Annotated in this window: 24 protein-coding genes and 2 pseudogenes; 14 read left to right on the forward strand and 12 right to left on the reverse strand. The window is 42.8% G+C overall.

Annotated features, from left to right (window positions below; all coding sequences use genetic code 11):
• The first annotated feature begins 265 nt into the window (after positions 1–265).
• From F6K49_RS03650 to F6K49_RS03665, 4 genes are all read left to right on the forward strand, one after another.
• Positions 266–631, forward strand: coding sequence for a hypothetical protein (locus tag F6K49_RS03650; protein ID WP_293094283.1), 366 nt, complete (start codon positions 266–268; stop codon positions 629–631).
• Positions 632–995: 364 nt separating this feature from the next.
• On the forward strand, positions 996–2,249 hold the full coding sequence (gene ectB, locus F6K49_RS03655; RefSeq protein ID WP_293094287.1) for a diaminobutyrate--2-oxoglutarate transaminase: 1,254 nt from the start codon (positions 996–998) through the stop codon (positions 2,247–2,249).
• On the forward strand, positions 2,239–3,705 hold the full coding sequence (locus F6K49_RS03660) for an aspartate aminotransferase family protein (RefSeq protein ID WP_293094290.1): 1,467 nt from the start codon (positions 2,239–2,241) through the stop codon (positions 3,703–3,705). The genes ectB and F6K49_RS03660 overlap by 11 nt, the downstream gene beginning before the upstream one ends.
• Positions 3,706–3,836: 131 nt before the next feature.
• A complete protein-coding gene (locus F6K49_RS03665) occupies positions 3,837–4,481 on the forward strand; it encodes a GNAT family N-acetyltransferase (RefSeq protein WP_293094292.1) in 645 nt (214 codons plus the stop codon).
• Positions 4,482–5,095: 614 nt separating this feature from the next.
• Here the strand turns inward: F6K49_RS03665 and F6K49_RS03670 are convergent.
• Positions 5,096–5,689: a sigma-70 family RNA polymerase sigma factor gene (locus tag F6K49_RS03670; RefSeq protein ID WP_293094294.1), complete on the reverse strand. Its 594-nt coding sequence runs from the start codon at positions 5,687–5,689 to the stop codon at positions 5,096–5,098.
• Between the two features lie 330 nt (positions 5,690–6,019).
• The gene (locus tag F6K49_RS03675) at positions 6,020–6,415 is read right to left on the reverse strand and encodes a hypothetical protein (RefSeq protein WP_293043361.1); all 396 of its coding nucleotides are present in this window, start codon (positions 6,413–6,415) and stop codon (positions 6,020–6,022) included.
• Between the two features lie 163 nt (positions 6,416–6,578).
• Here F6K49_RS03675 and F6K49_RS03680 point away from each other — a divergent pair, with 163 nt between their 5' ends.
• Entirely contained in the window at positions 6,579–6,803 is a 225-nt protein-coding gene (locus F6K49_RS03680) for a hypothetical protein (RefSeq protein ID WP_293094296.1), read from the forward strand.
• Between the two features lie 318 nt (positions 6,804–7,121).
• Here F6K49_RS03680 and F6K49_RS03685 read toward each other — a convergent pair.
• A pseudogene (locus F6K49_RS03685) lies at positions 7,122–7,238 on the reverse strand (cysteine synthase A); the annotation flags it as partial.
• A 7-nt stretch (positions 7,239–7,245) separates the two neighbouring features.
• A pseudogene (locus tag F6K49_RS03690) lies at positions 7,246–7,467 on the reverse strand (alanine--tRNA ligase-related protein); the annotation flags it as partial.
• 192 nt (positions 7,468–7,659) lie between these two features.
• Between F6K49_RS03690 and F6K49_RS03695 the strand changes: the two are divergent.
• The 5 genes from F6K49_RS03695 (at position 7,660) to F6K49_RS03715 (ending at position 11,749) form a co-directional block, all read left to right on the forward strand.
• Positions 7,660–7,839 (forward strand): hypothetical protein, encoded by a 180-nt coding sequence (locus F6K49_RS03695; protein ID WP_293024938.1) that lies wholly within the window; start codon positions 7,660–7,662, stop codon positions 7,837–7,839.
• Positions 7,840–8,053: 214 nt separating this feature from the next.
• Positions 8,054–8,233, forward strand: coding sequence for a hypothetical protein (locus F6K49_RS03700; protein ID WP_293024936.1), 180 nt, complete (start codon positions 8,054–8,056; stop codon positions 8,231–8,233).
• Positions 8,234–9,057: 824 nt separating this feature from the next.
• Complete coding sequence (locus F6K49_RS03705; RefSeq protein WP_293024934.1) at positions 9,058–9,255, forward strand: heavy-metal-associated domain-containing protein; 198 nt, start codon at positions 9,058–9,060, stop codon at positions 9,253–9,255.
• A gap of 27 nt (positions 9,256–9,282) precedes the next feature.
• Entirely contained in the window at positions 9,283–9,417 is a 135-nt protein-coding gene (locus F6K49_RS03710) for a hypothetical protein (RefSeq protein WP_293024932.1), read from the forward strand.
• 1,285 nt (positions 9,418–10,702) lie between these two features.
• Entirely contained in the window at positions 10,703–11,749 is a 1,047-nt protein-coding gene (locus F6K49_RS03715; protein ID WP_293019855.1) for a GGDEF domain-containing protein, read from the forward strand.
• 3 nt (positions 11,750–11,752) lie between these two features.
• On the opposite strand, the gene ntcA is transcribed toward F6K49_RS03715, so the two are convergent.
• From ntcA to F6K49_RS03730, 3 genes are all read right to left on the reverse strand, one after another.
• A complete protein-coding gene (gene ntcA, locus F6K49_RS03720) occupies positions 11,753–12,430 on the reverse strand; it encodes a global nitrogen regulator NtcA (RefSeq protein ID WP_293019853.1) in 678 nt (225 codons plus the stop codon).
• Between the two features lie 112 nt (positions 12,431–12,542).
• The gene (locus F6K49_RS03725) at positions 12,543–12,692 is read right to left on the reverse strand and encodes a hypothetical protein (protein WP_293019852.1); all 150 of its coding nucleotides are present in this window, start codon (positions 12,690–12,692) and stop codon (positions 12,543–12,545) included.
• Between the two features lie 553 nt (positions 12,693–13,245).
• On the reverse strand, positions 13,246–13,452 hold the full coding sequence (locus F6K49_RS03730; protein WP_293080266.1) for a hypothetical protein: 207 nt from the start codon (positions 13,450–13,452) through the stop codon (positions 13,246–13,248).
• 517 nt (positions 13,453–13,969) lie between these two features.
• Between F6K49_RS03730 and fabI the strand changes: the two genes are divergently transcribed.
• Positions 13,970–14,746 (forward strand): enoyl-ACP reductase FabI, encoded by a 777-nt coding sequence (gene fabI / locus F6K49_RS03735; RefSeq protein WP_293019850.1) that lies wholly within the window; start codon positions 13,970–13,972, stop codon positions 14,744–14,746.
• A gap of 300 nt (positions 14,747–15,046) precedes the next feature.
• Positions 15,047–15,709: an imidazoleglycerol-phosphate dehydratase HisB gene (hisB, locus tag F6K49_RS03740; protein WP_293019849.1), complete on the forward strand. Its 663-nt coding sequence runs from the start codon at positions 15,047–15,049 to the stop codon at positions 15,707–15,709.
• 314 nt (positions 15,710–16,023) lie between these two features.
• Here hisB and F6K49_RS03745 read toward each other — a convergent pair whose 3' ends face one another.
• Positions 16,024–16,305 carry a helix-turn-helix transcriptional regulator gene (locus F6K49_RS03745; RefSeq protein WP_293019847.1) on the reverse strand — a complete coding sequence of 94 codons (282 nt, stop codon included), beginning with the start codon at positions 16,303–16,305 and terminating at the stop codon, positions 16,024–16,026.
• A 401-nt stretch (positions 16,306–16,706) separates the two neighbouring features.
• Between F6K49_RS03745 and F6K49_RS03750 the strand changes: the two genes are divergently transcribed.
• Positions 16,707–17,171 (forward strand): hypothetical protein, encoded by a 465-nt coding sequence (locus F6K49_RS03750; protein WP_293019845.1) that lies wholly within the window; start codon positions 16,707–16,709, stop codon positions 17,169–17,171.
• On the opposite strand, the gene F6K49_RS03755 is transcribed toward F6K49_RS03750, so the two are convergent.
• The 3 genes from F6K49_RS03755 to recN form a co-directional block, all read right to left on the reverse strand.
• Positions 17,137–17,277, reverse strand: coding sequence for a hypothetical protein (locus tag F6K49_RS03755; RefSeq protein WP_293019843.1), 141 nt, complete (start codon positions 17,275–17,277; stop codon positions 17,137–17,139). The two genes, F6K49_RS03750 and F6K49_RS03755, sit on opposite strands and share 35 nt — an antisense overlap.
• A 304-nt stretch (positions 17,278–17,581) precedes the next feature.
• A complete protein-coding gene (locus F6K49_RS03760) occupies positions 17,582–20,167 on the reverse strand; it encodes an adenylate/guanylate cyclase domain-containing protein (RefSeq protein ID WP_293094298.1) in 2,586 nt (861 codons plus the stop codon).
• Positions 20,168–20,641: 474 nt separating this feature from the next.
• Entirely contained in the window at positions 20,642–22,465 is a 1,824-nt protein-coding gene (recN, locus tag F6K49_RS03765) for a DNA repair protein RecN (RefSeq protein WP_293029518.1), read from the reverse strand.
• A 297-nt stretch (positions 22,466–22,762) separates the two neighbouring features.
• Between recN and F6K49_RS03770 the strand changes: the two genes are divergently transcribed.
• Complete coding sequence (locus F6K49_RS03770; RefSeq protein ID WP_293094300.1) at positions 22,763–24,811, forward strand: AarF/ABC1/UbiB kinase family protein; 2,049 nt, start codon at positions 22,763–22,765, stop codon at positions 24,809–24,811.
• On the opposite strand, the gene F6K49_RS03775 is transcribed toward F6K49_RS03770, so the two are convergent.
• Entirely contained in the window at positions 24,754–25,005 is a 252-nt protein-coding gene (locus F6K49_RS03775; protein WP_293094302.1) for a hypothetical protein, read from the reverse strand. The genes F6K49_RS03770 and F6K49_RS03775 overlap by 58 nt on opposite strands.
• Positions 25,006–25,016: the final 11 nt, after the last annotated feature.

Raw genomic sequence — 25,016 nt, forward strand, 5'->3', positions numbered from 1 at the left:
TCGCGTTCAACCTTCAACCTGATCAACATTCAACCTTCAACCTGATCAACATTCAACCTTCAACCTGATCAACATTCAACCTGATCAACCTTCAGCCTTCAACCTTCAACCTGATCAAGCTTCATAGTTGCTTTAAAAAAAACCTCTTAGATATAAAGCTTTTGTGAAATCCTTTCGATTCGTGTCCTAATTACATAAAAAATCTCACTAATGTAGTGAAGCCCAATCAAGACTGAAGCCCAATCAAAGTAACAAGTGGTGTGACATGAACAGATTTTCTATGTACACGATCTCAAGAGAAAGCCCAACCCAATCAAATCTACGCCGATTGGAACTATTGCTGGAGTATTGCCAACTGGCAGCCCGTCCAAGTTTGTCTGTGTCAGACAGCAACCGTATGGCTGAGATCCTCGAACTAGCTGAAGCTGACCAAATCCTTAGCGTGTTGATAGATAAAGCTGATCTAGTTATAGCCAAACAATTTAGCTGGCTGAGTGACAATGATATTGATACCTATAAAAACCAAATCGCCAAGTTGGAAGAGTATTTAGAAATCTTTGTTTCCCAGAAATCACCTGAGACCAGTGAAACTCTACGTCATAAATTTGCTTATTTCACTGGAAATCCTTAAGAATAACCTAAACATTCAGCCGTCAGGGATTAGCTATTAGCCATTTATGGTAGTTATCAATTGCCTATTGAGAAGTGCCATAACTATAGCAATTTTAAAGAAATTGTGATAATTTTGGTTTTTCGGTAGTTGTTCTGCTAAACTGTGATAGCTTATGTCAAAACGGTTTTACCGGAGATACTATGCTAAATTAAAGCCCATCTGTAAACATTACTGGGCAAGAGAGTTATAAGTATAGCAGTTTTTTTAAACTGAAACCATTACCCAGTAATGGTTTTATGGTGAATAAACTCTTTTTTAGTATGGCAACTCCTGTAGAAACATAAAATTCCCAAATTTATATTCCATAAAATTAGAAATAAATATGAATATTTTTGAGGAGATAGAGTCTGAGGTTAGGAGTTACTGTAGAGCTTTTCCTACTGTTTTTAAAAAAGCTAAGGGAGCAACCCTTATTAATGAAGATGGCACTGAATATCTTGATTTTTTCTGTGGAGCTGGCGCGCTCAACTATGGACATAACAATTATCACATTAAAGAACAACTTATTTCCTATCTTATAGAAGATGGGATCATTCACAGTCTTGACTTAATGACTAGTGCAAAAGCTGACTTATTGCATGCATTTAATGAGATTATTTTCAAGCCAAGAAACATGAACTATAAGGTTCAATTTCCCGGTCCTACTGGAACAAACTCAATAGAGGCGGCCATCAAAATTGCCAGAAAAGTGACAGGAAGAACAACGATTGCCACCTTTACCAATGCTTTTCATGGGATGACACTTGGTTCATTGTCCCTTACAGGGAATGCCAGAAAAAGACGAGGGGCTGGCCTTGAGTTAGTTGGCAGCTATTTTATTCCCTATGACGGATATCATGGTCCTCAAGTTAATACTGCGAAAATGTTTCGGCAATATCTTGAAGATCGGGGTAGCGGTTATGATATCCCAGCAGCAGTTATTTTAGAAACAATTCAAGCTGAGGGTGGTATTCGGATTGCCAGCTATGAGTGGCTTCGAGAAATTGAAAGTATATGCCGCGATTACGATATCATCCTAATTGTTGATGACATTCAAGTCGGATGTGGTCGGACTGGAACGTTTTTTAGCTTTGAGCATTCTGGCATCTCTCCTGATGTTATCTGCTTATCAAAATCACTCTCTGGTATTGGTCTTCCATTTTCTATAACACTAATAAAACCGGACTTAGATAAATGGACTCCAGGAGAACACAATGGAACCTTTAGAGGACATAATCTTGCGTTTGTTACAGCCGCAGCCGCCCTTAATTATTACTGGGTAAATGATGAGTTTATTCAAGGCATACAAAAAAGAGAAGAAATCGTTAAAAAAACCTTAACTAAGCTTCTTGAAAGCTTTGATACTAAGCTTGCAGTTAGAGGGCGTGGCCTCATCTGGGGCATTGAATGCTTTAATCAAAAACTCAGCAAAATTATTTCCAGAGAATGTTTTCGCCAGGGTTTAATCATCGAAACAGCAGGAATCAACGACCAAGTTCTTAAAGTTTTGCCACCTTTAACGATCGGTATTGAAGAACTGGAAAAAGGTTTAGCGACTGTAGTGTCTACAATTGAAAAATTCATTAATGAAAACTAATCATTTCTTAGGCATCAATAATAGTGAAGGATTGGATGCCATCAGTAAAAGCATCCTTAGAATCAATGAAATACTAGCTGAACGGTTAAAAAATGACAGGCATTGCTTTTCTGGAGTCGATCCAAAACAGTTGCAAGAACTCATCTCAGGTATTGACTTAGCGACTGAGTCGGATAAAAGTCTAGATTCTATTATAGAAGATATATCTAATCTATATATTGAGCATTCAGTCAATATATATTCACCTTTATACATGGCTCACCTTCATAGTACTGTATCTATAGAAACAGTTATTGGGGAATATCTGATTGGGCTTTTAAATCCTTCCCTTGATTCATGGTATCAAGCTCCTTTTGCCACTGAAATTGATGAACTTGTCGTTAGCTTTTTTCTACAGAATATATTTGGTAAAAACCATCGTTCTGATGGAGTTTTTACCTCCGGAGGAAGTCAATCAAATTTGATGGGGATATTGTTGGCTAGAGATATCAAGAGGCAAGAATATAATATTGATTCAAGGCGAGAGTCATTAGGTCAGCTAGAAAGTAAATTTAGAATTTACTGTTCAAGTGTTTCTCATTTTACAATTGAAAAAAGTGCTTGGTTATTAGGTCTAGGTGAACAGAGTGTTGTCAAGCTTGATGTTGATAGACAATTCAAAATTGATCTAAAAAAATTCCAAGAACAGCTTGTCAAAGATATTTCTAATAATTGTATTCCAATTTGTGTTGTATCTACTGCTGGCACAACTGACTATGGAAGTGTTGACCCGATTAAAGAAATAGCTGAAATTGCTGAGGAATACCGCATGTGGCACCATATAGACGCTGCTTATGGTGGAGCAATGATATTTAATCCAAAAGTGAAGTGGACTCGCTATTTGTCCTTGGCAAATTCTATTACTATCGATCTGCATAAAATGCTTTTTCAACCCATTTCTTCAAGTTTATTTCTCTGCAACAAGAAGGAATCTATACAAAATCTAAATTTTGAGTCAGACTATCTGAATCGAAAAGAAGATTTTGAGGTGGGAATGAAGAACCTTGTTGAGAAGTCACTGCAAACATCTAGGAGGTTTGATTCTTTGAAGTTTCTGCTCACGATCCAAGGGATGAAACAGTCTGGTATAGAAGATATACTTCAAGGTTTACTTGATCTTACTCGTGCTGTTGCTTTATACCTTAAGGGATTGGATCAGATAGAACTGTTAAATGAGCCAGAACTCTCTTCGTTAGTTTTTCGATATAAACCTATTGGTAATAAAGATATTGATACTATAAATAGAAAAATTCGCTTGACTCTGATGGGAGAAGGCATAGTTATTGGTGAGACACGGTTTAATGGCAATACTTTTTTGAAGTTTACCCTACTGAACCCCAATGCTAAACTTGAAGATGTAAAAGAAGTAATTAACGCTGTTCTTAATGCTGGTCATAAATCTTCTGGGATTGCTTGATTAGGATTGGGCATAGGGAATGGGCCAGGGAGCAGGTCTTCGCAGAACAAATGTACTAAAATAACTCATGACCGCTACTTAAGCCCCGAAAACAAAAATGACATGATCTATTTAATTTAGGGCGATTATCTATGACAGAGATATTACGCAATGCAACTTTGGCTGACGTACCAGGTATCTCCCATCTCCTAACCTCGGTTTCGGTTAATGATGATCCAGAGTTTCAATTGATGGTAGCCTCTAAAATTGTTCCAAAACAGGAATTGATCGAATACATTATTCAGACACACACGCACCCTTCTGTAATCACCAATCCATGCTCTTTGGTTATTGAAAGTGCGAGTAGCGGTGAAATAATTGGTTTCCGCCTTAGTGAGCCATATCCCAATATTGATACAGTCTCCTTAGAGAGGAAACTAATTGAAAAGTCCACAGGATTAAAAAAGCGACATCGTTTCTTCGCAGATTTAGGCCAGGATATCACTGATCCAAATCAGGCTGGTATATCTTTTCTTCAATTAACGATCGCGCCAAACTACCGTAAAAAAGGACTGGGAACACAGTTAGTCATAAAATCTGCTAAAAACAGTGGAGTTTCCTTCATAAAGGTCTGTGCTGCAAGTGAGTCTTCGTGTCGAATCTTCGAAAGATTAGGATTTCATAAAATATCTGAGATCGACTACAAAACCTATGAACAAAATGGAATTCAGTTCTTTGACCCTTCATTGATAAGGATACATTCAAGGATAGTGCTTTATTTGCTTTCCCTGATCTAAAATATCCATCATTGTTGCAGTTAAGCAATAGATATGAAACTTGCGCTCAATCCAGTTATGCCTGAAGATGAACCATTTTTGTGGCAAATGCTGGTATATGCGGCTCATGAAACCTCGCGGAAAGCTGTAAAGACGCACCCTATTCTGCTTAAGTACGTAGCTGGCTGGGGCAAAGTAGGAGCTCTTAACATAAATTATTGCAGTTGCACGAGGAAACTTTCCTGCCATATCACTGAGTGTGCGGCTAGATAATCCTGCAGTTAATCTTTATCAACGTTTTGGATTTGTGGAAGCTAAGTCTAGACGCCATCTTAATCGCGTTGGTGGATATTCATTGACGATGGTATATCGGTTCTGATAATTAGGAAACGGGTAAAGTTAGGGACTTCGGGTCTACCGGAGATACTATACTTGGTCAGGCAGTAGACTTAGCTTTTTTCAAAGGTTAAACTGAATACAACCGTTGAATCCGTTGTCAAGCCCTTGATTAACTTAACCTTTAGCCCGTCAGCCCTTTGCTATACCTGGACATAAATCAAGTTAACCAAATTTACTTGATTAAGAAGTTTCAAGGATTCTCTTCTATTCACTGTGCCCTTGTCGGAAGTTGCCTTTCAGGATAAGCCATAGTCTTCGAGCATAGAGTTGTCGATATCAAAAAAATAGTCTCTCAAAACTTTCCTCATACGCTGATATCGTTTTCGCAAGGCTGTATTACTTGCCAAGTTCAGGCGTTCTTCAATTTGAATCCAGGACAATTCCTCCATCACTCGTAACACAAAAATATCAAAATCTAGAGGACTTACTAGTTGTCTAATATCTGACAGTATTTCCTTGACATATTCATCCGATAAATAATCGGAACCATCATTGGAGCTAATCTGGTATTCTATAGAGCTAAACTCACGTTCTTTTTTCCAATGCTTTCCTTTCTTGGCAAAATGCTCTCTAATCACATTTAAGCAGGTTGTTCTTAGCCAAGCTGATGGATTTTCAATATCTTGTCCAGATTCAATTTTGCTAACTCCGCGAATATAGCTTTCGATAAAGATGTCAAAGATATCAAATTTGTGTTCAAGGTTGAACTGCTTGAGTCGGAATTCAATAAATGCAAAAAGTCCAGATTTATCTCTTTGGTTTAAAATAGAATTAACAGCGGCATCAAATTGTTTACGATTAGGGGACTTTGGAGGTTTTATAGGTTGCATATAGTGTAGTTACTCAGTAAAACTAAAAGCAGATAATGCCCCTGACTTTCAATTGTATTTGAGAAACTTTATGATCACTATTACTCACTTAGTGACGATTAAGTCTCGATTTGTGACATTGATAAGTAGGTAGGGGAAAATAAATTGATCAAGGGTATAACCATGAAACAATGAGGTTACGGAGCTGTGTTGCCAAATTGGCATAAAAAATCTTTCCATAGCGGTGTTTTAGTATGCCCCTACTTACATTTGTCCAAGAGTGACCCTAATGACTATAGCCCTTATGATCATCAAAGAATTACCACATCAGTTGCCACATTAGTTGCCACATTAGTTGTAGGTGCCCATGGCGTGGGTCGGCGATGCTTGCTCCCAATTGCTTGTAGTCAGCTGCCAGTCAGAACTGCTGTAGACGTAAGTGATGCGGATATGCTCTAGGATTATGTAGAAGCAGGTAGATTTTAGCCAGTCTGAGGGGTCTTGAATATCTTGTCCAGATTCAATTTTGCTAACACCACGAAGACAGCCTTCAAAAAGTATCTGGCCTATATCAAGTTCCTGTTCAAGATTGAAGTACTTGAGTTGGCGTTTAATAAATGTATATACCTCAGAGTTTTCTTTTTGTTTCCAGCTAGAATCAACTACTGCATCAAATTTTTGACGATTAGGGGATTTTAGGAGGTCTTGGGTTTGCATCTGGTGTACTTCCTCTAGAAAAATCAACATACCAAGTTGAGGCTTATTACTTCAGTTTTTCTTGAAGAAGCCTCATGATTATTCTTAATAAATAATGAGAATTAAGTCTTGATTTGTGACACTGATCGAGTTTGAGCGTTCAGCTAAGGCGCGACGCCCATGCTACACTTTATGCAAACAGGTATCAGCCCCTATGCCCCTACAGCCAAGGAGCTTAGGTTCGACTGATAACCAAAAGCTCAGTTTACTTGAGGTGTCTTTCCAAAGTGGAAAGCCTGTAAGCACTCAGCTATCAGCTATCAGCTATCAGCCATTAGCCTTGGCCGTTGGCCACGCTACGCGAATGGCTACGTTACGGGAACAGTTTATGGGCTACACCCACGCTACTAGATCGGTGCTTTTGAATAAAATAAGCTGACAGCTGACAGCTGACGGCTGAATGCTTACGAAAGCCTTGGCACCAGTGTCTGTAGGTGTCTTTTTAGGGACATCCGTGGTGCCTAGGGTGCTCAAGGTGCTCACAGAGCAAGGCTTGATATTGATCCATATCAATTACAATACCAAGTTTGCTGGCATCTGTGACAGTACTCGAAAGGGTACTTTTATTTGTTTTTATTTGTGTTATGCTTAAAGATTGGTAAAAAGTGTCAAGAAGTCCTTTATGCTCCCTGTTCCCCGTTTCCCGTTGCCATTGGCTGAATACTTACAAAGATTATGAACCCTTGAGCCTTTTTCCTCAAGAGGTGCAATCACCCACAGAAAGTCCTTTAGATACCAACCATTCCCGATTGAATAGCCGTGATTGATAACGACCACCGCCATCACAAAGTACAGTCACAATTGTATGACCAGGTNTTGTTGCGGATACATTTTTGGGAGGTGGTGGCGCGAGGGAATTCCGACTGACGTTGTCCTAGAAAAATCGGTTTAAACGGCAACATTCCCGCAATTGTCAGCAACACCGTCGGGTCTTCCGGTACTAACGAAGCACTTGGCAATACATTGTGTTGCCGTTGGGAGTAGAAATCGAGGAAAGTTTGCCGGATTTCGTTACCGCGCAAATAATTAGGGATATCGGGCATGGTTCTCTACAAGTCAGCTTTAGGCTATGGGCTTATGGGAAGTAAACCCCTATCGCTATATTTATTAATTTACCTATGATCTATTGTGACATAGAACCGAAGGTGAAAGCCCACCCTTTATAGGAGAGCAAACCATTGTGATGCTTGGAGGTTGAAGGTTGATAGCTTGAAGGTTGATAGGTTGAAGGTTGGATGGTTGAAGGTTGGATGGTTGAAGGTTGGATGGTTGAAGGTTGGATGGTTGGAGGTTGGTTGGTTGGAGGTTGGTTGGTTGAAGGTTGGATGGTTGAAGGTTGGATGGTTGAAGGTTGGATGGTTGGAGGTTGGTTGGTTGGAGGTTTGATGGTTGAAGGTTGGATGGTTGAAGATTAGAGGCTTAACAACTGAAAGCCGGATGTATAACTAGCAATCTGTAACGTTAAACCTGTTACATATAACCTGCAACCTGTAACCTGCAACCTGTAACCTTCAACCTGTAACCTTCAACCTGTAACCTGCAACCTGTAACCTTCAACCTGCAACCTTCAACCTGTAACCTTCAACCTGTAACCTGTAACCTTCAACCTGTCACCTTCAACCTGTCACCTTGGCCTTTGGCCACGCTACGCGAACAACCTTCAACCTTCTTAATCTAATCGTTGCAGTTTGTAAAGACTCCTTAACTTTAACAACAAGTATTCGTAATCTCCAGAAAGCCGTGTTAGCTTTAAAGAGTGGAAGTCATCCTTCAGAAAAAAACCTGAAGCTAAGAACCAAATGGGCATAGATAAGATGATTTCTACCGGTCTATGACCCAGCCACAGTAGGCACCAATCGAACATAGCATCAAGTGGCCAAAAACCAACAGAAGTTGGAGTAAGCCAAACCAAAGTCCGGAAAGACACGACTGTGTGAGATGTAGTATTAGGTGTATCTGTGTAGTTTGCCAACCATAGTGATCAAAACTGGTAGTCAGAAAGTTAACTCGTTGAAAATTTGTCTTTTTCCACTCAGATGGGTCTAGTCAATCCTGGCTAGGCCCTTTGAGTATTGGTGCAACCTATTGGGGAAATCCCAGACCCTTCATAATTTTTCATCTAATCGTTGCAGTTTGTAAAGACTCCTTAACTTTAACAACAAGTATTCGGAATCTCCAGAAGGTCGTGTTAGATTTAAAGAGTGGAAGTCATCCTTCAGAGAAAAACCTGAAGCCAAAACCTAAATGGGCATAGATAAGATGATTTCTAGCGGTCTATGACCCAGCCACAGTAGGCACCAATCGAACATAGCATCAAGTGGCCAAAAACCAACAGAAGTTGGAGTAAGCCAAACCAAAGTCCGGAAAGACACGACTGTGTGAGATGTAGTATTAGGTGTATCTGTGTAGTTTGCCAACCATAGTAGTGATTCAAAACTGGTAGTCAGAAAGTTAACTCGTTGAAAATTTGTCTTTTTCCACTCGAATGGGTCTAGTCAATCCTGGCTAGGCCCATTGAGTATTATCGTCAATCGAGCTAAGTTATTGGTAAGCATTAACCTTGCTAGCTTGGGCTGCGAGCTTTAAGGGGAAGCTGATTAACCGGTGTCAGAAAAACTGATTGAGTATTGACTATGGCAGTAGTACAGTTAAAAGTTCCCAGTATTGCGTGTGATGTCTGTGCTAAGACCATTACCGAAGGTATACTCCAACAGGAGCCAGATTCTAAAGTCGCAGTGGATGTAACATCAAAGACAGTTAGAGTTGAAACCGAAGCCTCTGAAGATTCAATTAGACAGATCATAACGACTGTCGGTCACACCGTGGAGTAAGCTACCAAGTAAGCTAGTGTGATTTGATTGGCCGATTTGCTACTTAAGGCCTTGGCCGTTGGCCACGCTTGGCCTTTTGCCACGCTGCTTGAGGTGCGAATGGCCACGCTACGCGAACGGAAAAAGTCGTCAATCCCTCTGCCACTCTCCCCCTCGTTCTAAGTATGCAAATTAGATGGGTGACAGCTTAATCAAAATTGCCGAACGGCTAATGGTTAACCTTTGACTATCAACCTTCAAACATTAACCTTTCGGCAAAGCCGACGCTACGCGAACGACAATACATCAGTAAGTTATATTATTTTGGTTAACTAGGTGTTGGTTAACTAGGTGTTGCGCATTTAAATTGGATATTATTCAGTTATAAAAAAACCTGCTCCCTTGCTCACCTGCTGTCAGAACAATGGAATTTAAATGAATACCAGCTTAGGTGTTGGTTAACGATGTAGGGAATGTAGTCTATCTTAGGTGGGAACAAAGATGGTCATTGAGTTCAAGGAAATACAGGGATAAATTCTGTAGCTAGTTTTCATCCTAATTAAGCAGCAGACCACAGGCTCTCCGGCTGCAAGAAATTTTTTAGATCATGTCGAAATAATTACCCTTAATAAAAATCTCCCCATCTCCCCATCTCCCCATCTCCCCCTCCTGGGAGGGGTTAGGGGTGGGTCCCCATCTCCCCATCTCCCCACCCTCCCTCTAATTATGGGTATTCAACCTGACTTGATATTAGAGGTTAGTGGGAATAATAATGCTCTCACTCAGTTGAACAGTTAGGTGTTTTCACCATCTTCGATAAAGATTTAGAAAAATTACCTGGATACCAGGAAATTGCTACTGCCACTTGTGATAAAAACAAGAGAGTATTAGAGGAAAGTATAAATAGAATAATCCCTGTGCTCAGCTTCGGCTGAGTAACCCCTAATTAACTATGTGCCTAAGATGTGCCTAAGATGTGCCTAAGTTGTGCCTAAGTTGTGCCTAAGTTGGCTTTGGATTCATCGGGGATTAAACTAATTTTTATTGTTATTCAGGTTTATGTTCAATAAAACTAGTTAAACTAAAAACGATATAACAATTGTAAACGAGTTGTGAAAATCTATAAACCCAAAATCATGGTATTATTGGCATCCTGGCCGCTTGATATTTCACAACCTATTTATAATTGCTATATACAATAAGATAGTTTAAAAATGATTGTTATAATATCAAATTACCTAATTTATCAAGAGTTCCACAGCTCGTGATTCACAATCCATATCGGGGAATCGGGAATCGGCAATGGGAAATTGGTAACTGATCCAACTGTACTTGAGCTCCCAAACGATAGTCAGCAATAGGAGAAATTTATCTAGTTATCTAGAATCTATCTATCCCATAGCCAATCCCATAGACTGGTGAATTTAGAGCCAAACGTATTAGCTAATACTTTCTTGAAGAAGTAGCAGTGTTAAGATTATTAATTGCTGGTGAATGTATTAGCTCTGTAGAGCTAACTATAAATAAAAACGATACTTCTATATTAGTAGTAGGAAATAAACAGTTTATCACTGCATTTGTGAAGCGGACTTGCTATATAAGGTCTAGCACTGTCGAGGTATCTTGGGAACTTGATGATGTCATACAACTCATCAAGACTAGACAACCCGCTATTTTAATTTTGCAGGCAACCCAGGTGGCTAGTTTACAAATATGTCGTCATATTAAAGAACAAAAGCTGCTCGGTTGGATATACTGCATTTTGATCAATGACTTGCCCGAAATAGCGATTACAAAAATGGGCCGAGACCCAAACTGGGAGTTAAGAGAATGTGCTCAAGCCCTAGAAAACGGTGCAGATGCCTACTTACGGATCAGTTCAATCAGTAATCAAGACTCAGCCATAGCTGTAGCAGAAAATCGGTTGCTTAAGGCACAAATTCAGGCAGGGTTACGAGGAGTGCGACTATACCGGCAAGCAATGCACACTAATGATTTCCTATCTAGGATAGCATTGGTTGATCCCTTGACAGAATTGAGCAATCGTCGGGCAATGGAATGGGAGTTACCCCGACAAGTCGAAAATGCCTTTAGTCAATCAACGCCCCTGAGTCTGATTATCCTAGATGTAGACTATTTCAAGTCCATCAACGACAACTACGGACATCCGGTAGGCGATCGCGCTCTCAAGCTACTGGCAAGTCGTCTCAAACATAACCTACGAATTCAAGATTCCCTCTTTCGCTATGGTGGAGAAGAGTTTGTGATCATTCTTAGTCACACTGACTGTGAAGAAGCCCTAGCAGTGGCTAATCGAGTGCGACATATTATTAGCGATCAACCGTTTCAGATTGATGGAAGATTGGTGCTCGGAATTACCATTAGCTTGGGTGTTGCTTCCCTTAACCATACGGACGACCATAGAGGGGAAAGCCTACTGCGATCTGCTGACGAGAACCTACGGATTGCTAAATCTAATGGTCGCAATCAGGTTTATTGTTGTTGCAATCACTAATTTTCAAGTAAATTGCTGACTCAAAACCACTGGCTTGTGGACAGTAATTTTTTTCTTGTGAATCGAAATCATTTCTTTTTCCCGTAGGTCTCCCAGTAGACGGGTGACAGTCACCCGAGTCGAACCGATAGCTTCTGCGATCGCTTGATGGGACAACTTCAGTTCAATGGTAATGCCATCGCCACAGGGTATCCCAAAGTCACGGCAGAGAATTAATAGAAAACTCACCAATCGAGACTCCATATCCCGATGAGCTAGGGTTTCGATCATCATTTCCGTCTGTAATATCCGAGACGATAGCCCCCGTAACATCAACATTGATAATTCCGGGTTTTCCTTCAGTGCTTTTTCGACCTGGTCAATCGGGGAAGAGAGTAACTCTACAGTTGTAAAGGCAACTGCATGGTAGAACCGATCAGATTGGTGACCAGTAATCAGGGATAGAACACCGAAAACCGTATTTTCTCGCAGCAGTGCTACAGTAATTTCTTCCCCTACTTCGTATACTCTAGAAAGTTTTACAGCACCTTTTAGCAAAAAGTAAACCCGTTCAGCTGGATCTCCTGGAAAGAAAATCGTCTTACTTCGCTCATAGGTTTCTACGACTGGTGGAAACGCTCCTCTACCAATCTGACGAAACACAGCCGCTAGTGGTGTATCCTGCGTCACAACCCTATCCATATCTATTTCTTTGTACAAATGCCCCTATCTATTTACATTTAAGAGACTTCCGGGGATGTTAAGCCACGGATTAGCTCATTAATCTGGTATATTTAGGCTATTTTAGCGGATTTTAAACAGTTTTATTTAGTTTGTTGTGAACTGCTACAACCGTTTCCAATTCCCCTTGCCCATCAATTTCGGCGGTGCGACCCGTGGCGAATTTAATTCGACGACTGTAACCGCACCGGGCAAGTTTTGAGCTAATTTGCCAACAGGCCAACAGTATTAACTGCTAGTCTATATTTTAGCAAGCTCTTGGCTTGATTCTTACTTAACCCCTGGGGGGAGAAGCGGCGATTAGTACCAATCATCGTGGAATCGACAAATTTATCAAAAATATTGGGTTTAAAACCCCGTCCTTCTAGGACGGCTTTCTGAAAATCCACGTCTGTTTGGTGTATAATCTAGATAGGTACAGGCTGAGAAACCGTTGGCTCAACCGGAAGAGAGATCCGCAATTGATTGCCCATAAAGAAGTAATGCCTAGAGGGCTTGAAGTTACCGTAAGTAGAGTGGAGCCTTTATAGTCGGCAGGTTATGCAGCATAGGGAAAAGGTTTTGTAGTAAGGCTCCACTCTACTAAGGTTTCGTCTCTGGGAAAGTCCTCTTTAAAAACCCAATCGTCAATCAACAGTTGGCGTGTGAACCTAGAAGAATAACCTTTGAGATAAAACAAAGTACGGTGGGGCACACCGGAACTTGAGGAAAAGGAAGGGAAACGGACTTTTAAGGCACTTCCAACAAGTACTTGAACGCCTAAGGAGAACTGCCCTCTAGGTCGGTCGTGAATTGACTGGGAATTTGGTGTTTTCACGGATTTGCGGGTTTTGTATTGTCTTGTTTTTGGCGGCGTCAAAAATAGGAACTCGGCGGTTTACGGCGGCTCGTAGATCTAGGAATCCCCGCGCCTTTTGGCAAAGCCGTTCGCGTTTGGCCTTTGGCCACGCTACGCGAACAGGCCGGTGAGTGTCAATTCCCACTACTTAATATCAATCTGAGCTAATTTTTTGTAAAAATTGCTACCAAACACTAAAAACCTCAGGGGTCATGATTGGTGCTGACCTCAGGGGGTAAGCCTGAAGGGTAAACAGGAGACCCGGTTTGGGGTGTGGAGCGAACGGGTATGGGGTGCACAATAGCCATTTCCCTGGTTCTAGTCGGGTGAGTAACCTCACCAAACTTGCCATAACCCATCCCTATTAACTTGGGGAGTTAGTCGCTATTTCGCTTCCGGGTGATTGCAGATCGCCGATAGAGGTAGTTTTATTACCTGGCACGCTTGCTTATAAACGATAATAAACGTTTATACTGAAAATTTATAATAAAAATTATAACAATTTAATACTTGACCAGACTTGGGCTCACAATTACCTATTACTAGTTGAGATGGAGCTGAAAAACTCAACGTTGCTGCATTCAGGGATATAATAACTGGGCTGTCATAGATGGCTAACTAACCTTCAACCCTGACTCATAGCGCGACTCAACCTCAAAACCATGCTCGATCTCAACGGAAAAAATGCTTTTGTCACTGGCATCGCCAACAACCGCTCCATTGCTTGGGGGATCGCCCAACAGTTGCACAACGCGGGGGCAAATTTAGGTGTGAACTTTTTGCCTGACGAAAAAGGTCGCTATGAGAAAAAAGTTCGAGACCTGGTAGAGCCGCTCGAGCCTAGCCTTATCATGCCCTGTGATGTCCGAAACGATGCCCAAATTGAAGCGATTGCGGATGCGATCGCAAAACAATGGGGCAAACTGGACATCCTGATTCACTGTTTAGCCTTTGCCAATAAAGAAGATCTATCGGGAGAATTTAGTCAGACATCCCGTGAGGGGTTTTCCCTAGCCTTAGACATTAGCAGTTACTCCCTCAATCGACTAACAGCAGCTTGGAAACACTTGATGACTGATGGGGGTAGCATTGTCACCCTCAGCTATCTTGGCGGGGTTAAAGTAATTCCCAATTATAATGTGATGGGTGTTGCCAAAGCAGCACTGGAAATGAGTGTTCGTTACCTCGCAGCAGAACTCGGACCCCAAACGATTCGGGTCAATGCTATCTCCGCAGGACCAATCCGGACCTTAGCCTCTTCAGCAGTTGGGGGGATAATGGATATGATTCATCATGTAGAGAAAGTAGCACCACTGCGCCGCACTGTTACTCAGGAAGAAGTGGGTAAAGCAGCTGCCTTCTTGTGTAGTGATTTAGCCAGTGGCATCACTGGTCAGGTTTTATATGTAGACGCTGGTTACGAAATAATGGGGATGTAGGTGACATACTCCCACACTGACAAGCACGGTTCAGTGTGGGCTTTTTACCAACTCCAGCTATGGCGCACGGATACACGGGTTACTTTATTAACGACACAGGATGCCCCGACCCGCCGGAACAATACTATATGTTCTATTTTTAAGCACGTAGGTGGCGGTTAGCTCTTAATTTATATTCCCTACTATATCTAGTATAAACGATATAAACCCTGTCCGCAATTGATCTCACACTCATGCTGCGCATGTTCGTTGTGAGGCAATTGAGCGGATGAAGCTAAGTTAGACAGGAGCACAGATGTAATGCAAGTAAGCGATAACCCGACGCAGATCGAGAGCGGAGCGATAATTCTCAACACCCAAGAGTCTAAGTTAAAGGCGCGAACAGCCTCAGTCAGGCGTACTACTGGGGAAACTGATGTACAAGTGTCACTGAATTTAGATGGTACAGGTATCTGCACCGCTAATACAGGCATCCCATTTTTAGACCATATGCTGCATCAAATCTCTTCCCATGGACTGATTGACTTGGAGGTGCAGGCAAATGGGGACCTAGAAATTGATGATCACCACACTAACGAAGATGTTGGGATTACCCTAGGGCAAGCCTTGGCAAAAGCATTAAGCGATCGCAAAGGAATTTTCCGCTTCGGGAATTTCCTGGCTCCCCTAGATGAGGCATTGATTCTGGTATCTCTAGATTTTTCTGGGCGTCCTCACTTAAGCTATGGCTTAGAAATTCCTACCCAGCGTGTCGGAACCTATGATACCCAGCTGGTGCGGGAGTTTTTTGTCGCACTGGTTAACCATAGTCAGCTCACCCTACATATCCGCCAACTAGATGGGATCAATTCACATCATATTATTGAAGCGACATTCAAGGCATTTGCCAGAGCAATGCGCATGGCTGTGGAAATTGATCCTCGTCGTGCAGGGATGATTCCAAGCTCTAAGGGGGTTTTGTAGTTGAGAACAAACAAAAAGCCATGGGACTAAGAGTTCCACAGCTTTTAGACTGGTCTAAGGAGCATTAACTACATTTGATCGTAGAGTACGCTAACCTTGGGCATAGTGCTCGTAACAGTTTTGGTAACGACATGGTTTTTACTCAGCTATATTCCAAAGGACGATTGTCCAAAGGGCACCAGCATTGTGCTAATCCTCATAGATTCAAACGACTAGCGCCCTAGTGCTGACGCTAGTCAACCCATTATATGCAGTCAGCCCCCCAAGGTACATCATTCAGACCTAGCCAAAGGCCAAGATTCCACCCTTGAGTTTTAGAAAAATCTGGGATTATGTGGTACCACTGGGGGTGATTTAATTTCATTTTCATTCTGGTGTTTCAGCTCAGTGGCAATGATTAGCTGATCAAGGGTGCAGTTGAGCTTTTCCATCATTAACTTAGTCTGCCAAAAGGAGAGCTTAGGCTGCATTTTACCCCTTTCCCAAATGGAAATGGTTTTTTGGGTTACTCCAAGAGCCTCAGCAAGTTCTCGCTGAGTTAAGCCAACTTGCTGGCGCAACTTTAGTAGTGTTATGTCATGATGTTCACGTAGCATTATACTTTACTATATATTTTCCAACGCCATATCATCAACGGTATAAACAAAAACACATAATGGCAGGTAGCCAAAAGCTGCTTTTGCTTTTTGAAACCTAATCATAACGCTTCCAGGTTGTTTACCCCAGCCATCCTTAAATCTACAAATAACAGCTCAATCCGTTATAAGTCATCCACCTCCAGTCAAATATGGTTCCTGGTTGGGTAATATTACGGTTGCTTTAATCCCAAAAAGCCATCACTCTAATAAAAGACTTAGAAAAGAGTTAGGTGACCGGCTGTTGGATTAATCGGTATCAGCTGACCTGCTCTGCTGATAGAATGCCACCAAAGCTATTGATTTGATATATCTTGGCGCGTGATATATCTTGGTTTGAAATCGTTTACTGAAATCGTCTTATGACCGCTGTAACTCCCTTAGCTAATGCTCCCGATTTATCTACCGATAACTACCTGGTGGTGGGCTTAGCCACCTGCTTTATCAAAGAAGAGGGGGAAGTCCATCAAGTTCAAATTATTGAACCCATCCCCTCAGCCTCCCTAGAAGCATTGCTTAAAAGCGTTCCTACATCTTACTCAGTGGCTTGTGGTACGACTCTAGGTAAAGTAATCTCAGGGGATAGCCTTCTCAAACCCGCTGAGTTCCCAGAAGATGCTCAGTTTTGCGATGATTTTACTAACCGAGCTCTCGCCGCTGCACGCACTTATAAGAGTTGTCCAGAAGCGATCGCTCATATTCCCCTCGGCACAACGTTTGATAACTTCAACTTTTCCACAGAACGCAAGCGGTTGCTAAATATGCAGCGAGTTGTTACTAAGGAAGATAATGTCAAACAGCACGAGTACACTCACAAGGTTCTCTAATCGTTAATCGATTAGTCCAGGGAACAGGGAACAGGGAACAGGGAACAGGGAACAGGGAACAGGGAACAGGGAACAGGGAACAGGGAACAGGGATGCAGTCGCTCATGGTTTGGGTTCTGTTTGGGTCACCTGCGTCCGCCCTACATCCCTGTAAGCCCCGTGGAAACTACAACCGTTGCTCATGGGGGGGAGCCCATCATGAAGGCACTGGCTCCCTTCAGGTCGGCGCTGCATCGCTTAAAACCCTCTTTAGTATTACCTTTTGCCTTTTGCCTTTTGCCTTTTGCCTTTTGCCTTTTGCCTTTTGCCTTTTGCCTTTTGCCTTAAAAGGATAAGCAATGTTGCTCAAACGCTGCTGATAATTGCTATAACCCGCAATTATCCTTTTACCAATTACTAAGGACTAACGACTATTTCTCTAACAACTTCCAGCCACCATCCCAGTCATCCTTAGGAGGTTCTTGAAGAAAACGCTGACAACGGCTCAGGTGCAATAAAGAGGCTTGGTCATCTTTGTCATATTTTTCTATAATGGTGCCAAACTCACCCATGGCTTGGGCGAACTGTCGCTGGAGGTAATACTGACGGCCTTTATCGTAATGTTCAATGATTCGTTCTTTGTACTCCGAAATCGGTTCAGATTTTAGACCCACCAATTCATAAATGGATACTGGCTTGGTCTTGCCCTTAACAATTACCTTGTCCAATTCCCTGGCCAAGATCTGTTCAGGACAGGCTCTGTAAGTATTTTCACTAATTAGGATGTCACAACCGTACTGCTTGCTAGCTGTTTCCAAGCGAGCACCTAAATTGACTCCATCACCAATAGAGGTAAACTCCATTCGTTTAGTTGAACCGATATTACCACTAATGACGCTATCGGAGTTGATCCCAATGCCGATCTTTAAAGGTTTTCGATTAGTTTCAACACGTTGCTGATTAAACTCTTTGAGACGGCGGCGCATCTCTAAAGCTGTTTGCACTGCTCTCCAAGCATGATCCTCTTGGGGCAAGGGCGAACCAAAAACAGCCATAATCGCATCGCCAATGTATTTGTCGAGGGTACCTTTATATTCAAAAATTGCATCCACCATCGACTCAAAATAGTCGTTGAGCATACGCACGACCTCTTCTGCCTTTAAACTTTCGGTCAAGGCAGTATAGCCACGAATATCGGAGAACAGAACGGATACCTCTTTGCGATCGCCTCCTAATTTATGGTCATCAAGCTTAAGTAATTCCTCTGCTAACTCCTGGGTCATATAGCGATACATGGTAGTCTTGAGGCGTTTTTCATCACTAATGTCATCCATGACTACCAATGCAGCATAGACATGGGTTTGATCGCTGGCATCAGCAATAGAGTTAATCGAAAGATTCACACAATGCTTGCTTGATTCTAACCCCTGGGAGATCAGGGTTTGGTCGGGGTAGTACTGACGGCTGTCTTTTGCTGTCTTGGCAGTTAAAGCGTTCTGGAGCCATTGAGCAAAATTTCCCCCTTTGATGTTAATAAACTGACTAACCGATAACCCCTCCAAGCTGTCTCCAGGGTCATACCCCAGCAATTTCTTGGCACTTTCATTGGTAGCGATAATCTTACCGGTTTTATCGGTGGAAATAACCCCATTACTGAGGCTGCGCAGCATATCCCGCTGAATTTGTTCCTGCTGTTTGATGGTGGCAAACAGTTTCGCTCGCTGTATGGCTACCCCAGCTTGAATATTGAAGGCTTTCATGTATTCTTCATCAATCCGATTAAAACTTGCTTGCCAGCATTCCGGAGCTTCAGGCCAATCATTCGGATTGTAAGGATCATTATCACCGGTCTTTTTCTTGTTGACTAGCTGGGTTACACCTATTAACTCTTGATTGGAGTTATACACTGGCATACACAACAGGCTACAGGTGCGATAACCAGATTCCTGATCAACTTTTTTAGAATTGTCAGAATTGGGATGATCATATAGGTCAAAAGGAATATTTAGAGCTTCACCGCTTTGAGCTACCTTGCCGGCAAAGCCAACCCCCATTAGGATCCGGATTTCTTGGGAGGAACCATCCGCTTGGGGAATTTGCGCCCACAGTTCATTACGCTCTCGGTCAATTAGCCACAGGGTACTACGGTCGGCTTTCATCAGCGTTTTCGCCTCATCCATCACCCGCGTGAGGGTTTCTTCTAGATCCAAACTGCTGAGATTGAGGGATTCTGTAGCTTTGATCAGTGCTGTTGCTGCTCTTTGTCTCTGGGTAGCTCCGTACAACGACTTGGAAGATTCTAGAACCAGCCGCATCGAAGGGGCAAAATTCTTAAACAGTTTTTGATCTTCCTCAGTAAAGCCCTGTCGGTCAATTTTATCGTTTAAGGAAGCGTTCTGTGTATAGGAATTTTTGACCTTATTGAGTAATTGGACTACGGCAACTAAATCTCCCTGTCGATTCAACAGGGGCAATGCTAGCAGGGTATAGGTGCGATATCCAGTTTTTTTGTCAGACTTTTTGGCAGTGTTAGAACGAGGGTCATCATAAAAATCGTAGGGAACGTTAACCACCCGTTTGAAAGTAGCTACTTCACCAACAATGCCCTGATCAGCTGGAAATCGCAGTTCTCCTAAGGTGTTGTTTCCCTCTCCCTTTGCCACTACCGACCAAAGTTCCTTCTTGTCTTCATCCAGAAAAAATATTGTTACTCGGTCGGCCTTCATTAACTCTGCCGTCTTGATAGTAATCGCAGTCAAAATCTCCAGGAGAACCTTCTCAAAATCTTGGTTTTCCAGTAGAGCTTCCAGCATCGACAGGGTTTGATTGACGATGTGGAGTGAGCTTTCTACATCTGGGACTACTTGTTTTAAACTTTCCCGGTTTAAAAGTGCCAGGAAGTTAGATATCATTTGTCCCGCCGCAACTAGCGAACCTGCTGCTGAGGAATTTGCCTCAGATATGCTCCCCTTTTCCACCTGATTTGAATTGTGTTGATAAACAGATGCAGCTACCATAGAATTATCCTGCGCTAAAGCTTTTGTTTGGCTGAAGCGATCTAATGATGGCGTCTTTTTGATACTTATTGACTCTTAGATTGATACTTATTGACTCGTCAGAGCCAGTTAACCGAATTGATCTGGGTTTAAGGCTAATCTGTTGATTACCTAGATAGCACCTTCTCTGCTGGCCCGGAGAGTAGATTTTTTCTGTCTGATTGAGAGTTAAATATGGCCTGACTGGATTATTATAGTGCATTCTAGATTAATTTGTCAGTAGCTTAATTAATCAATTGCGATCCAACTATTAAACTAATGCATCACAACCTCACAAGTTTTAACATTTAGCTGTTTGGCCTGGCGTTGCTTAATAATGGAATGATTTTAAGAGTTTTGTAGAATAGGCATCTTGCCTGTTCGGCGATCTTTTGGGGCGGGCAGGATGCCCACTCTACTCCTATTCATTCAAAGACTGACGCAACGCCTTTGGCCTTAGTCCTGTCTTCCCACTGTGCATGTCTTACGCCAGCTAGCAGCTTGGGACAACAAGGAAGCCGCAAAATTCATAGCGTCTTGAGCCGACTGTCCACCAGCTAACTGAGCGATTTCTTCCTGCCGCTTTTGGGGATGATTCAGGAGGCTAATCCTTACTACAGTTCGAAGCTCGGGCATTCCAGATTCCGGGATTTGGGTAACTACTTGAGTACTGCCAGACCGGTTACCTTGAGGGGAAGATGGTTGTTTCAAAATGCTAGAAATCGGTTGAGCAATCACCTGTTTATCCACCCTAAAATGTTGGTCTGCCATCGCAGCAATTAACGGTTGGTGAGTCACACAAAGAACTTGGTGGCGTTGACTGAGTTGGTAGAGTCGTTCTGCGATCGCTCCTGCTACCCGACCAGACACCCCAGCATCAATTTCATCAAAAATTAAGGTTGTTCCTGGCTGGTTACTGCTGGAAAAACAGGCTTTCAGTGCCAGTAAAAATCGACTCATCTCTCCACCGGAAGCCGTCTTAGCAAGAGGTTGCAAGGGTTCTCCGGGGTTGGGAGAGAAGTAAAAGGTGACTTGATCGGCACCAGCTGCCGTGGGGACAATGGGGCTGATTTCCACTGTAAATTTTACCTTCTCCATAGCCAAGGGCTTTAACTGGTTAACCAGCTGTTTTTCCAGTTCTGACCCAGCCCTATACCGCAATTTGGTCAGTTGATCACATTCATCGGTCACGTTTGACTTCCTCAAGGCATAATTTCTCTCTAACTCTTCTAGAGATGCACCTTCACTGCCTAATTCTTCTAGTTCTGCCTGTAGGGTCTCATAGTGAGCGATTGCCTTAGCAAGGGTTGGTCCATATTTGCGGCAAATTTGTTTGAGAACCCCAATTCTTTCCTCCACCACTTGAAGACGTTCCGGATCAGTCTCTAGTCCATCTCCATAGGCATTAATCTGATGGGCAGCTTCCGCCACTTGAGCCAATGCTCCACTGACTAGGTCTAGCAGAGGTTGCAATTGACTATCATAGTCTACCATATCCTGCAAGGTACTTTCCGCTTGACCCAATAAGTCAGCACTTGCTTTTGTCCCGTGATCATTATGGTAAAGTGCTTGATAGACTTGGTAACTCCTCTGCTGGAGTTCCACCACATGGTTCAGACGCTGGTGTTCAAGTTCTAGCTGTTCGAGTTCGTCAGGAGCGGTAAGGTTGGCACCACTGAGGTCTTGAATTTGATACTCCAACCAATCTAGACGTTGTAGGAGTTCTTGCTGAGACTTTTGCTGTGTTTCTAGAGCTTTCTTGGCCTCTTGACAAGCCATGTAGGCAGATGCCACTCGATCTCGCTGCTGGATCACAGAGGAACCGCCGTAAAGGTCGAGTAGCCCTCGTTGGCGTGCTGGCATAATAAGCTGTATTGTTTGACCCTGAGCAGTAATTTCTACCAAGCGCTCACGCAGTCCCTCCATCAGTTGCCGATTGACTATCGTGCCATTGACCCGAGAACGCGATCGCATGCCTTTTTCTGTTGCGGTAATCTCCCGGCTACAGACCAAATCCGCTTCATCAAGTAAGTCAATCTCTTGCTCACTCAACCAAGCAATCAAGGGGTTATCTACCGAGAATGTTGCTTCTACCAAAGCCCGTTTAGTCCCTGTGCGAAGCCGATTGGTGACTTTTCCCCCCAGGGCAATGTCAATGGCATCCAAAATAATGGACTTACCCGCACCGGTTTCCCCAGTCAATACATTTAGACCAGCACCGAATTCCACTTCTAGGTGGTCAATTAAGGCAAAGTTGTGAATTCGCAAATAAAGTAACATTGAGCAAAATTCACTGTTGGGAAAATTGTGATCTTAAACACATTTGGTAACAATTTAGGAAAAGTCACACCCTAATACCCAATTGAAGTCTAAGGGTTAACTCTAGTAATCGTTGACCGTTCACCATTAACCATATCGTCAATTGTCCACTAAAAATCAGTATTCTTACCCAGGAATGGGTTATTCCACCATTGTGGTATGAAGATTGCCGAACCTTTATTAAGTTTTAATGATATCCCCCTTTTGTTACAATAGTTTACAGAATCGCTTCTGTTGGTCCGTCGGAAATATCTTCTTATGAATCCTAAAACAGTTTCCCCAACTTCTCATCAAGCACTAGACTCAGAGGCTGATGCGGACAAGTCATTGGTGCCAGTGTCGGGCAGCAATAGCTCAGTTGAGGAAGAGTTGAGCTCGACAACGGGATCCTCTGTCTTGGAAACAGACAAACCACGCTACGACCCGTCGGCGATCGCAGCCCAGTACCAGAGGGCATACCTGCTAATTCTACGGCGGTCTTTCAGCATTATCTGGTCATTCATATCGTTTGCTCTCGGTCTGTGGTGGGATCGGTTTCGCGGTCGGGATGTTACCGAGAACCGAGCCAGAGCGATTCAACTGCGGGAAATTTTAACCGATCTAGGACCAGCTTACATTAAAATCGGACAAGCTCTTTCCACACGACCGGATTTAGTCCCACAAGTTTTCTTGGATGAGTTGACGCTGCTACAAGACCAACTCCCACCTTTTGAGAATGAGGTGGCTTATAAATTTATCGAGGAAGAATTAGGCGATCGCCCGGAAAATATTTTCGCTGAACTGACTGAAAAGCCTGTGGCAGCGGCTTCCTTAGGACAGGTCTATAAGGGCAAACTTAAAACTGGCGAAACTGTTGCGGTCAAGGTACAACGACCAGGATTGGCACATAAAATTACGCTTGATCTATACATTATACGCCTTGTTGCACAGTGGGTACAAACCAATGTCAAGCGGGTGCGCAGTGACTTGGTTGCCATCATGGATGAGTTTGGTGCCCGTATCTTTGAAGAGATGGACTATCAGCATGAAGGGCGCAATGCTGAACGCTTTGCCAAGCTTTACGGCAAACTACCGGAAATTTATGTTCCCCGAATTTACTGGGACTACACTGGGCGTCGTGTCCTGACTATGGAATGGATAACGGGTAGTAAGCTGACGGATATGGAGAAAATCAAGGCTCAAGGCATTGATGCCAAGCACTTGATTGAAGTTGGGGTAAACTGTTCCTTGCGACAGCTACTGGAATACGGATTCTTTCACGCTGACCCTCACCCTGGAAACCTGTTAGCTACCTCTGACGGCAAGCTGGCTTATATTGACTTTGGGATGATGAGCCAAGTCAAGACGTATCAGCGCTATGGTTTGATTGAAGCTGTTGTTCATCTGGTCAATCGTGACTTCCCTGGTTTGGCCAATGACTACGTGAAGCTGGAGTTTCTGACCCCAGATACAGACCTGACACCAATTATTCCTGCCCTAGCCAAGGTTTTTAACAATGCCTTGGGAGCTAGTGTGGCAGAACTCAACTTCAAGAGTATCACTGACCAGTTATCAGCTTTGATGTATGAGTATCCCTTCCGGGTACCCGCTTACTATGCTCTGATTATTCGCTCCCTCGTGACCTTAGAAGGGATTGCCATTAATGTTGAGCCAGATTTCAAAGTACTCAGTAAAGCCTATCCTTATGTAGCCAAGCGCCTATTGACGGATTCATCACCAGAATTACGGGCATCCTTGAGGGATTTACTGTTCAAGGATGAGGGTTTCCGTTGGAACCGTCTGGAAAACCTGTTGCGTAATGCTGGAAATTCTCCAGATTATGATATCAACCAAGTCTTAGATCAGACCCTAGACTTTATTTTTTCAGAGCGAGGAGCTTTCATTCGGGAGCACTTGGTCAATGAGATTGTCAAGGCTATCGATAGCTTTGGAAGGCGGACATTGGATAACGTCAGTTATGCCTTGCAGGAACGTCTAGGCTTAGAAATAAATAATCAAGATAATCAAGACAAGAAGCCAGAAGATAAACCCGAAAGTACTGAGAATATCCAACGGATTTGGCAAATTTTACAAGACACTCCTGGTTTTGACCTAATGCAATTGTTGCCAGTTATTCCTCAAGTGTTCCTAAAACAGGAGACCCAGGAAATGGGACAAAAAATTGCTGGTGGTTTGGCACAGCGAGTGATTGCTCGGATGATTCGGGAGGCTTTACTCCAGGATAATCCCGACAATGACACCCTTAACGGTCATGGGCAGGGGTCAAACCCTAACTTGGTTTTGCCCCCTGCTGCTGCGATGCGATAGATTACAGCAATTTTATTTTGTAATGCGGTTGTCAGGTTGAAGGTTGAAGGTTGAAGGTTGAAGGTTGTTCGCGTAGCGTGGCCAATAGGCCAAGGTTGAAGGTTGAAGGTTAAAGGTTGAAGGTTAAAGGTTGAAAATTTAAAGTTGAAGGTTGAAGGTTGAAGGTTGTTCGCGTAGCGTGGCCAATAGGCCAAGGTTGAAGGTT

The sequence above is a fragment of the Moorena sp. SIO3I6 genome, assembly GCF_010672095.1.

Bases quoted from the DNA above. Each gene is read 5' to 3' on its own strand.
- F6K49_RS03650 (WP_293094283.1), top strand. From the start codon at position 266: ATGAACAGATTTTCTATGTACACGATCTCAAGAGAAAGCCCAACCCAA.
- ectB (WP_293094287.1), top strand. From the start codon at position 996: ATGAATATTTTTGAGGAGATAGAGTCTGAGGTTAGGAGTTACTGTAGA.
- F6K49_RS03660 (WP_293094290.1), top strand. From the start codon at position 2,239: ATGAAAACTAATCATTTCTTAGGCATCAATAATAGTGAAGGATTGGAT.
- F6K49_RS03665 (WP_293094292.1), top strand. From the start codon at position 3,837: ATGACAGAGATATTACGCAATGCAACTTTGGCTGACGTACCAGGTATC.
- F6K49_RS03670 (WP_293094294.1), bottom strand. From the start codon at position 5,689: ATGCAACCTATAAAACCTCCAAAGTCCCCTAATCGTAAACAATTTGAT.
- F6K49_RS03675 (WP_293043361.1), bottom strand. From the start codon at position 6,415: ATGTTGATTTTTCTAGAGGAAGTACACCAGATGCAAACCCAAGACCTC.
- F6K49_RS03680 (WP_293094296.1), top strand. From the start codon at position 6,579: ATGCCCCTACAGCCAAGGAGCTTAGGTTCGACTGATAACCAAAAGCTC.
- F6K49_RS03695 (WP_293024938.1), top strand. From the start codon at position 7,660: ATGGTTGAAGGTTGGATGGTTGAAGGTTGGATGGTTGAAGGTTGGATG.
- F6K49_RS03705 (WP_293024934.1), top strand. From the start codon at position 9,058: ATGGCAGTAGTACAGTTAAAAGTTCCCAGTATTGCGTGTGATGTCTGT.
- ntcA (WP_293019853.1), bottom strand. From the start codon at position 12,430: ATGGATAGGGTTGTGACGCAGGATACACCACTAGCGGCTGTGTTTCGT.
- fabI (WP_293019850.1), top strand. From the start codon at position 13,970: ATGCTCGATCTCAACGGAAAAAATGCTTTTGTCACTGGCATCGCCAAC.
- hisB (WP_293019849.1), top strand. From the start codon at position 15,047: ATGCAAGTAAGCGATAACCCGACGCAGATCGAGAGCGGAGCGATAATT.
- F6K49_RS03745 (WP_293019847.1), bottom strand. From the start codon at position 16,305: ATGCTACGTGAACATCATGACATAACACTACTAAAGTTGCGCCAGCAA.
- F6K49_RS03750 (WP_293019845.1), top strand. From the start codon at position 16,707: ATGACCGCTGTAACTCCCTTAGCTAATGCTCCCGATTTATCTACCGAT.
- F6K49_RS03755 (WP_293019843.1), bottom strand. From the start codon at position 17,277: ATGAGCGACTGCATCCCTGTTCCCTGTTCCCTGTTCCCTGTTCCCTGT.
- F6K49_RS03760 (WP_293094298.1), bottom strand. From the start codon at position 20,167: ATGGTAGCTGCATCTGTTTATCAACACAATTCAAATCAGGTGGAAAAG.
- recN (WP_293029518.1), bottom strand. From the start codon at position 22,465: ATGTTACTTTATTTGCGAATTCACAACTTTGCCTTAATTGACCACCTA.
- F6K49_RS03770 (WP_293094300.1), top strand. From the start codon at position 22,763: ATGAATCCTAAAACAGTTTCCCCAACTTCTCATCAAGCACTAGACTCA.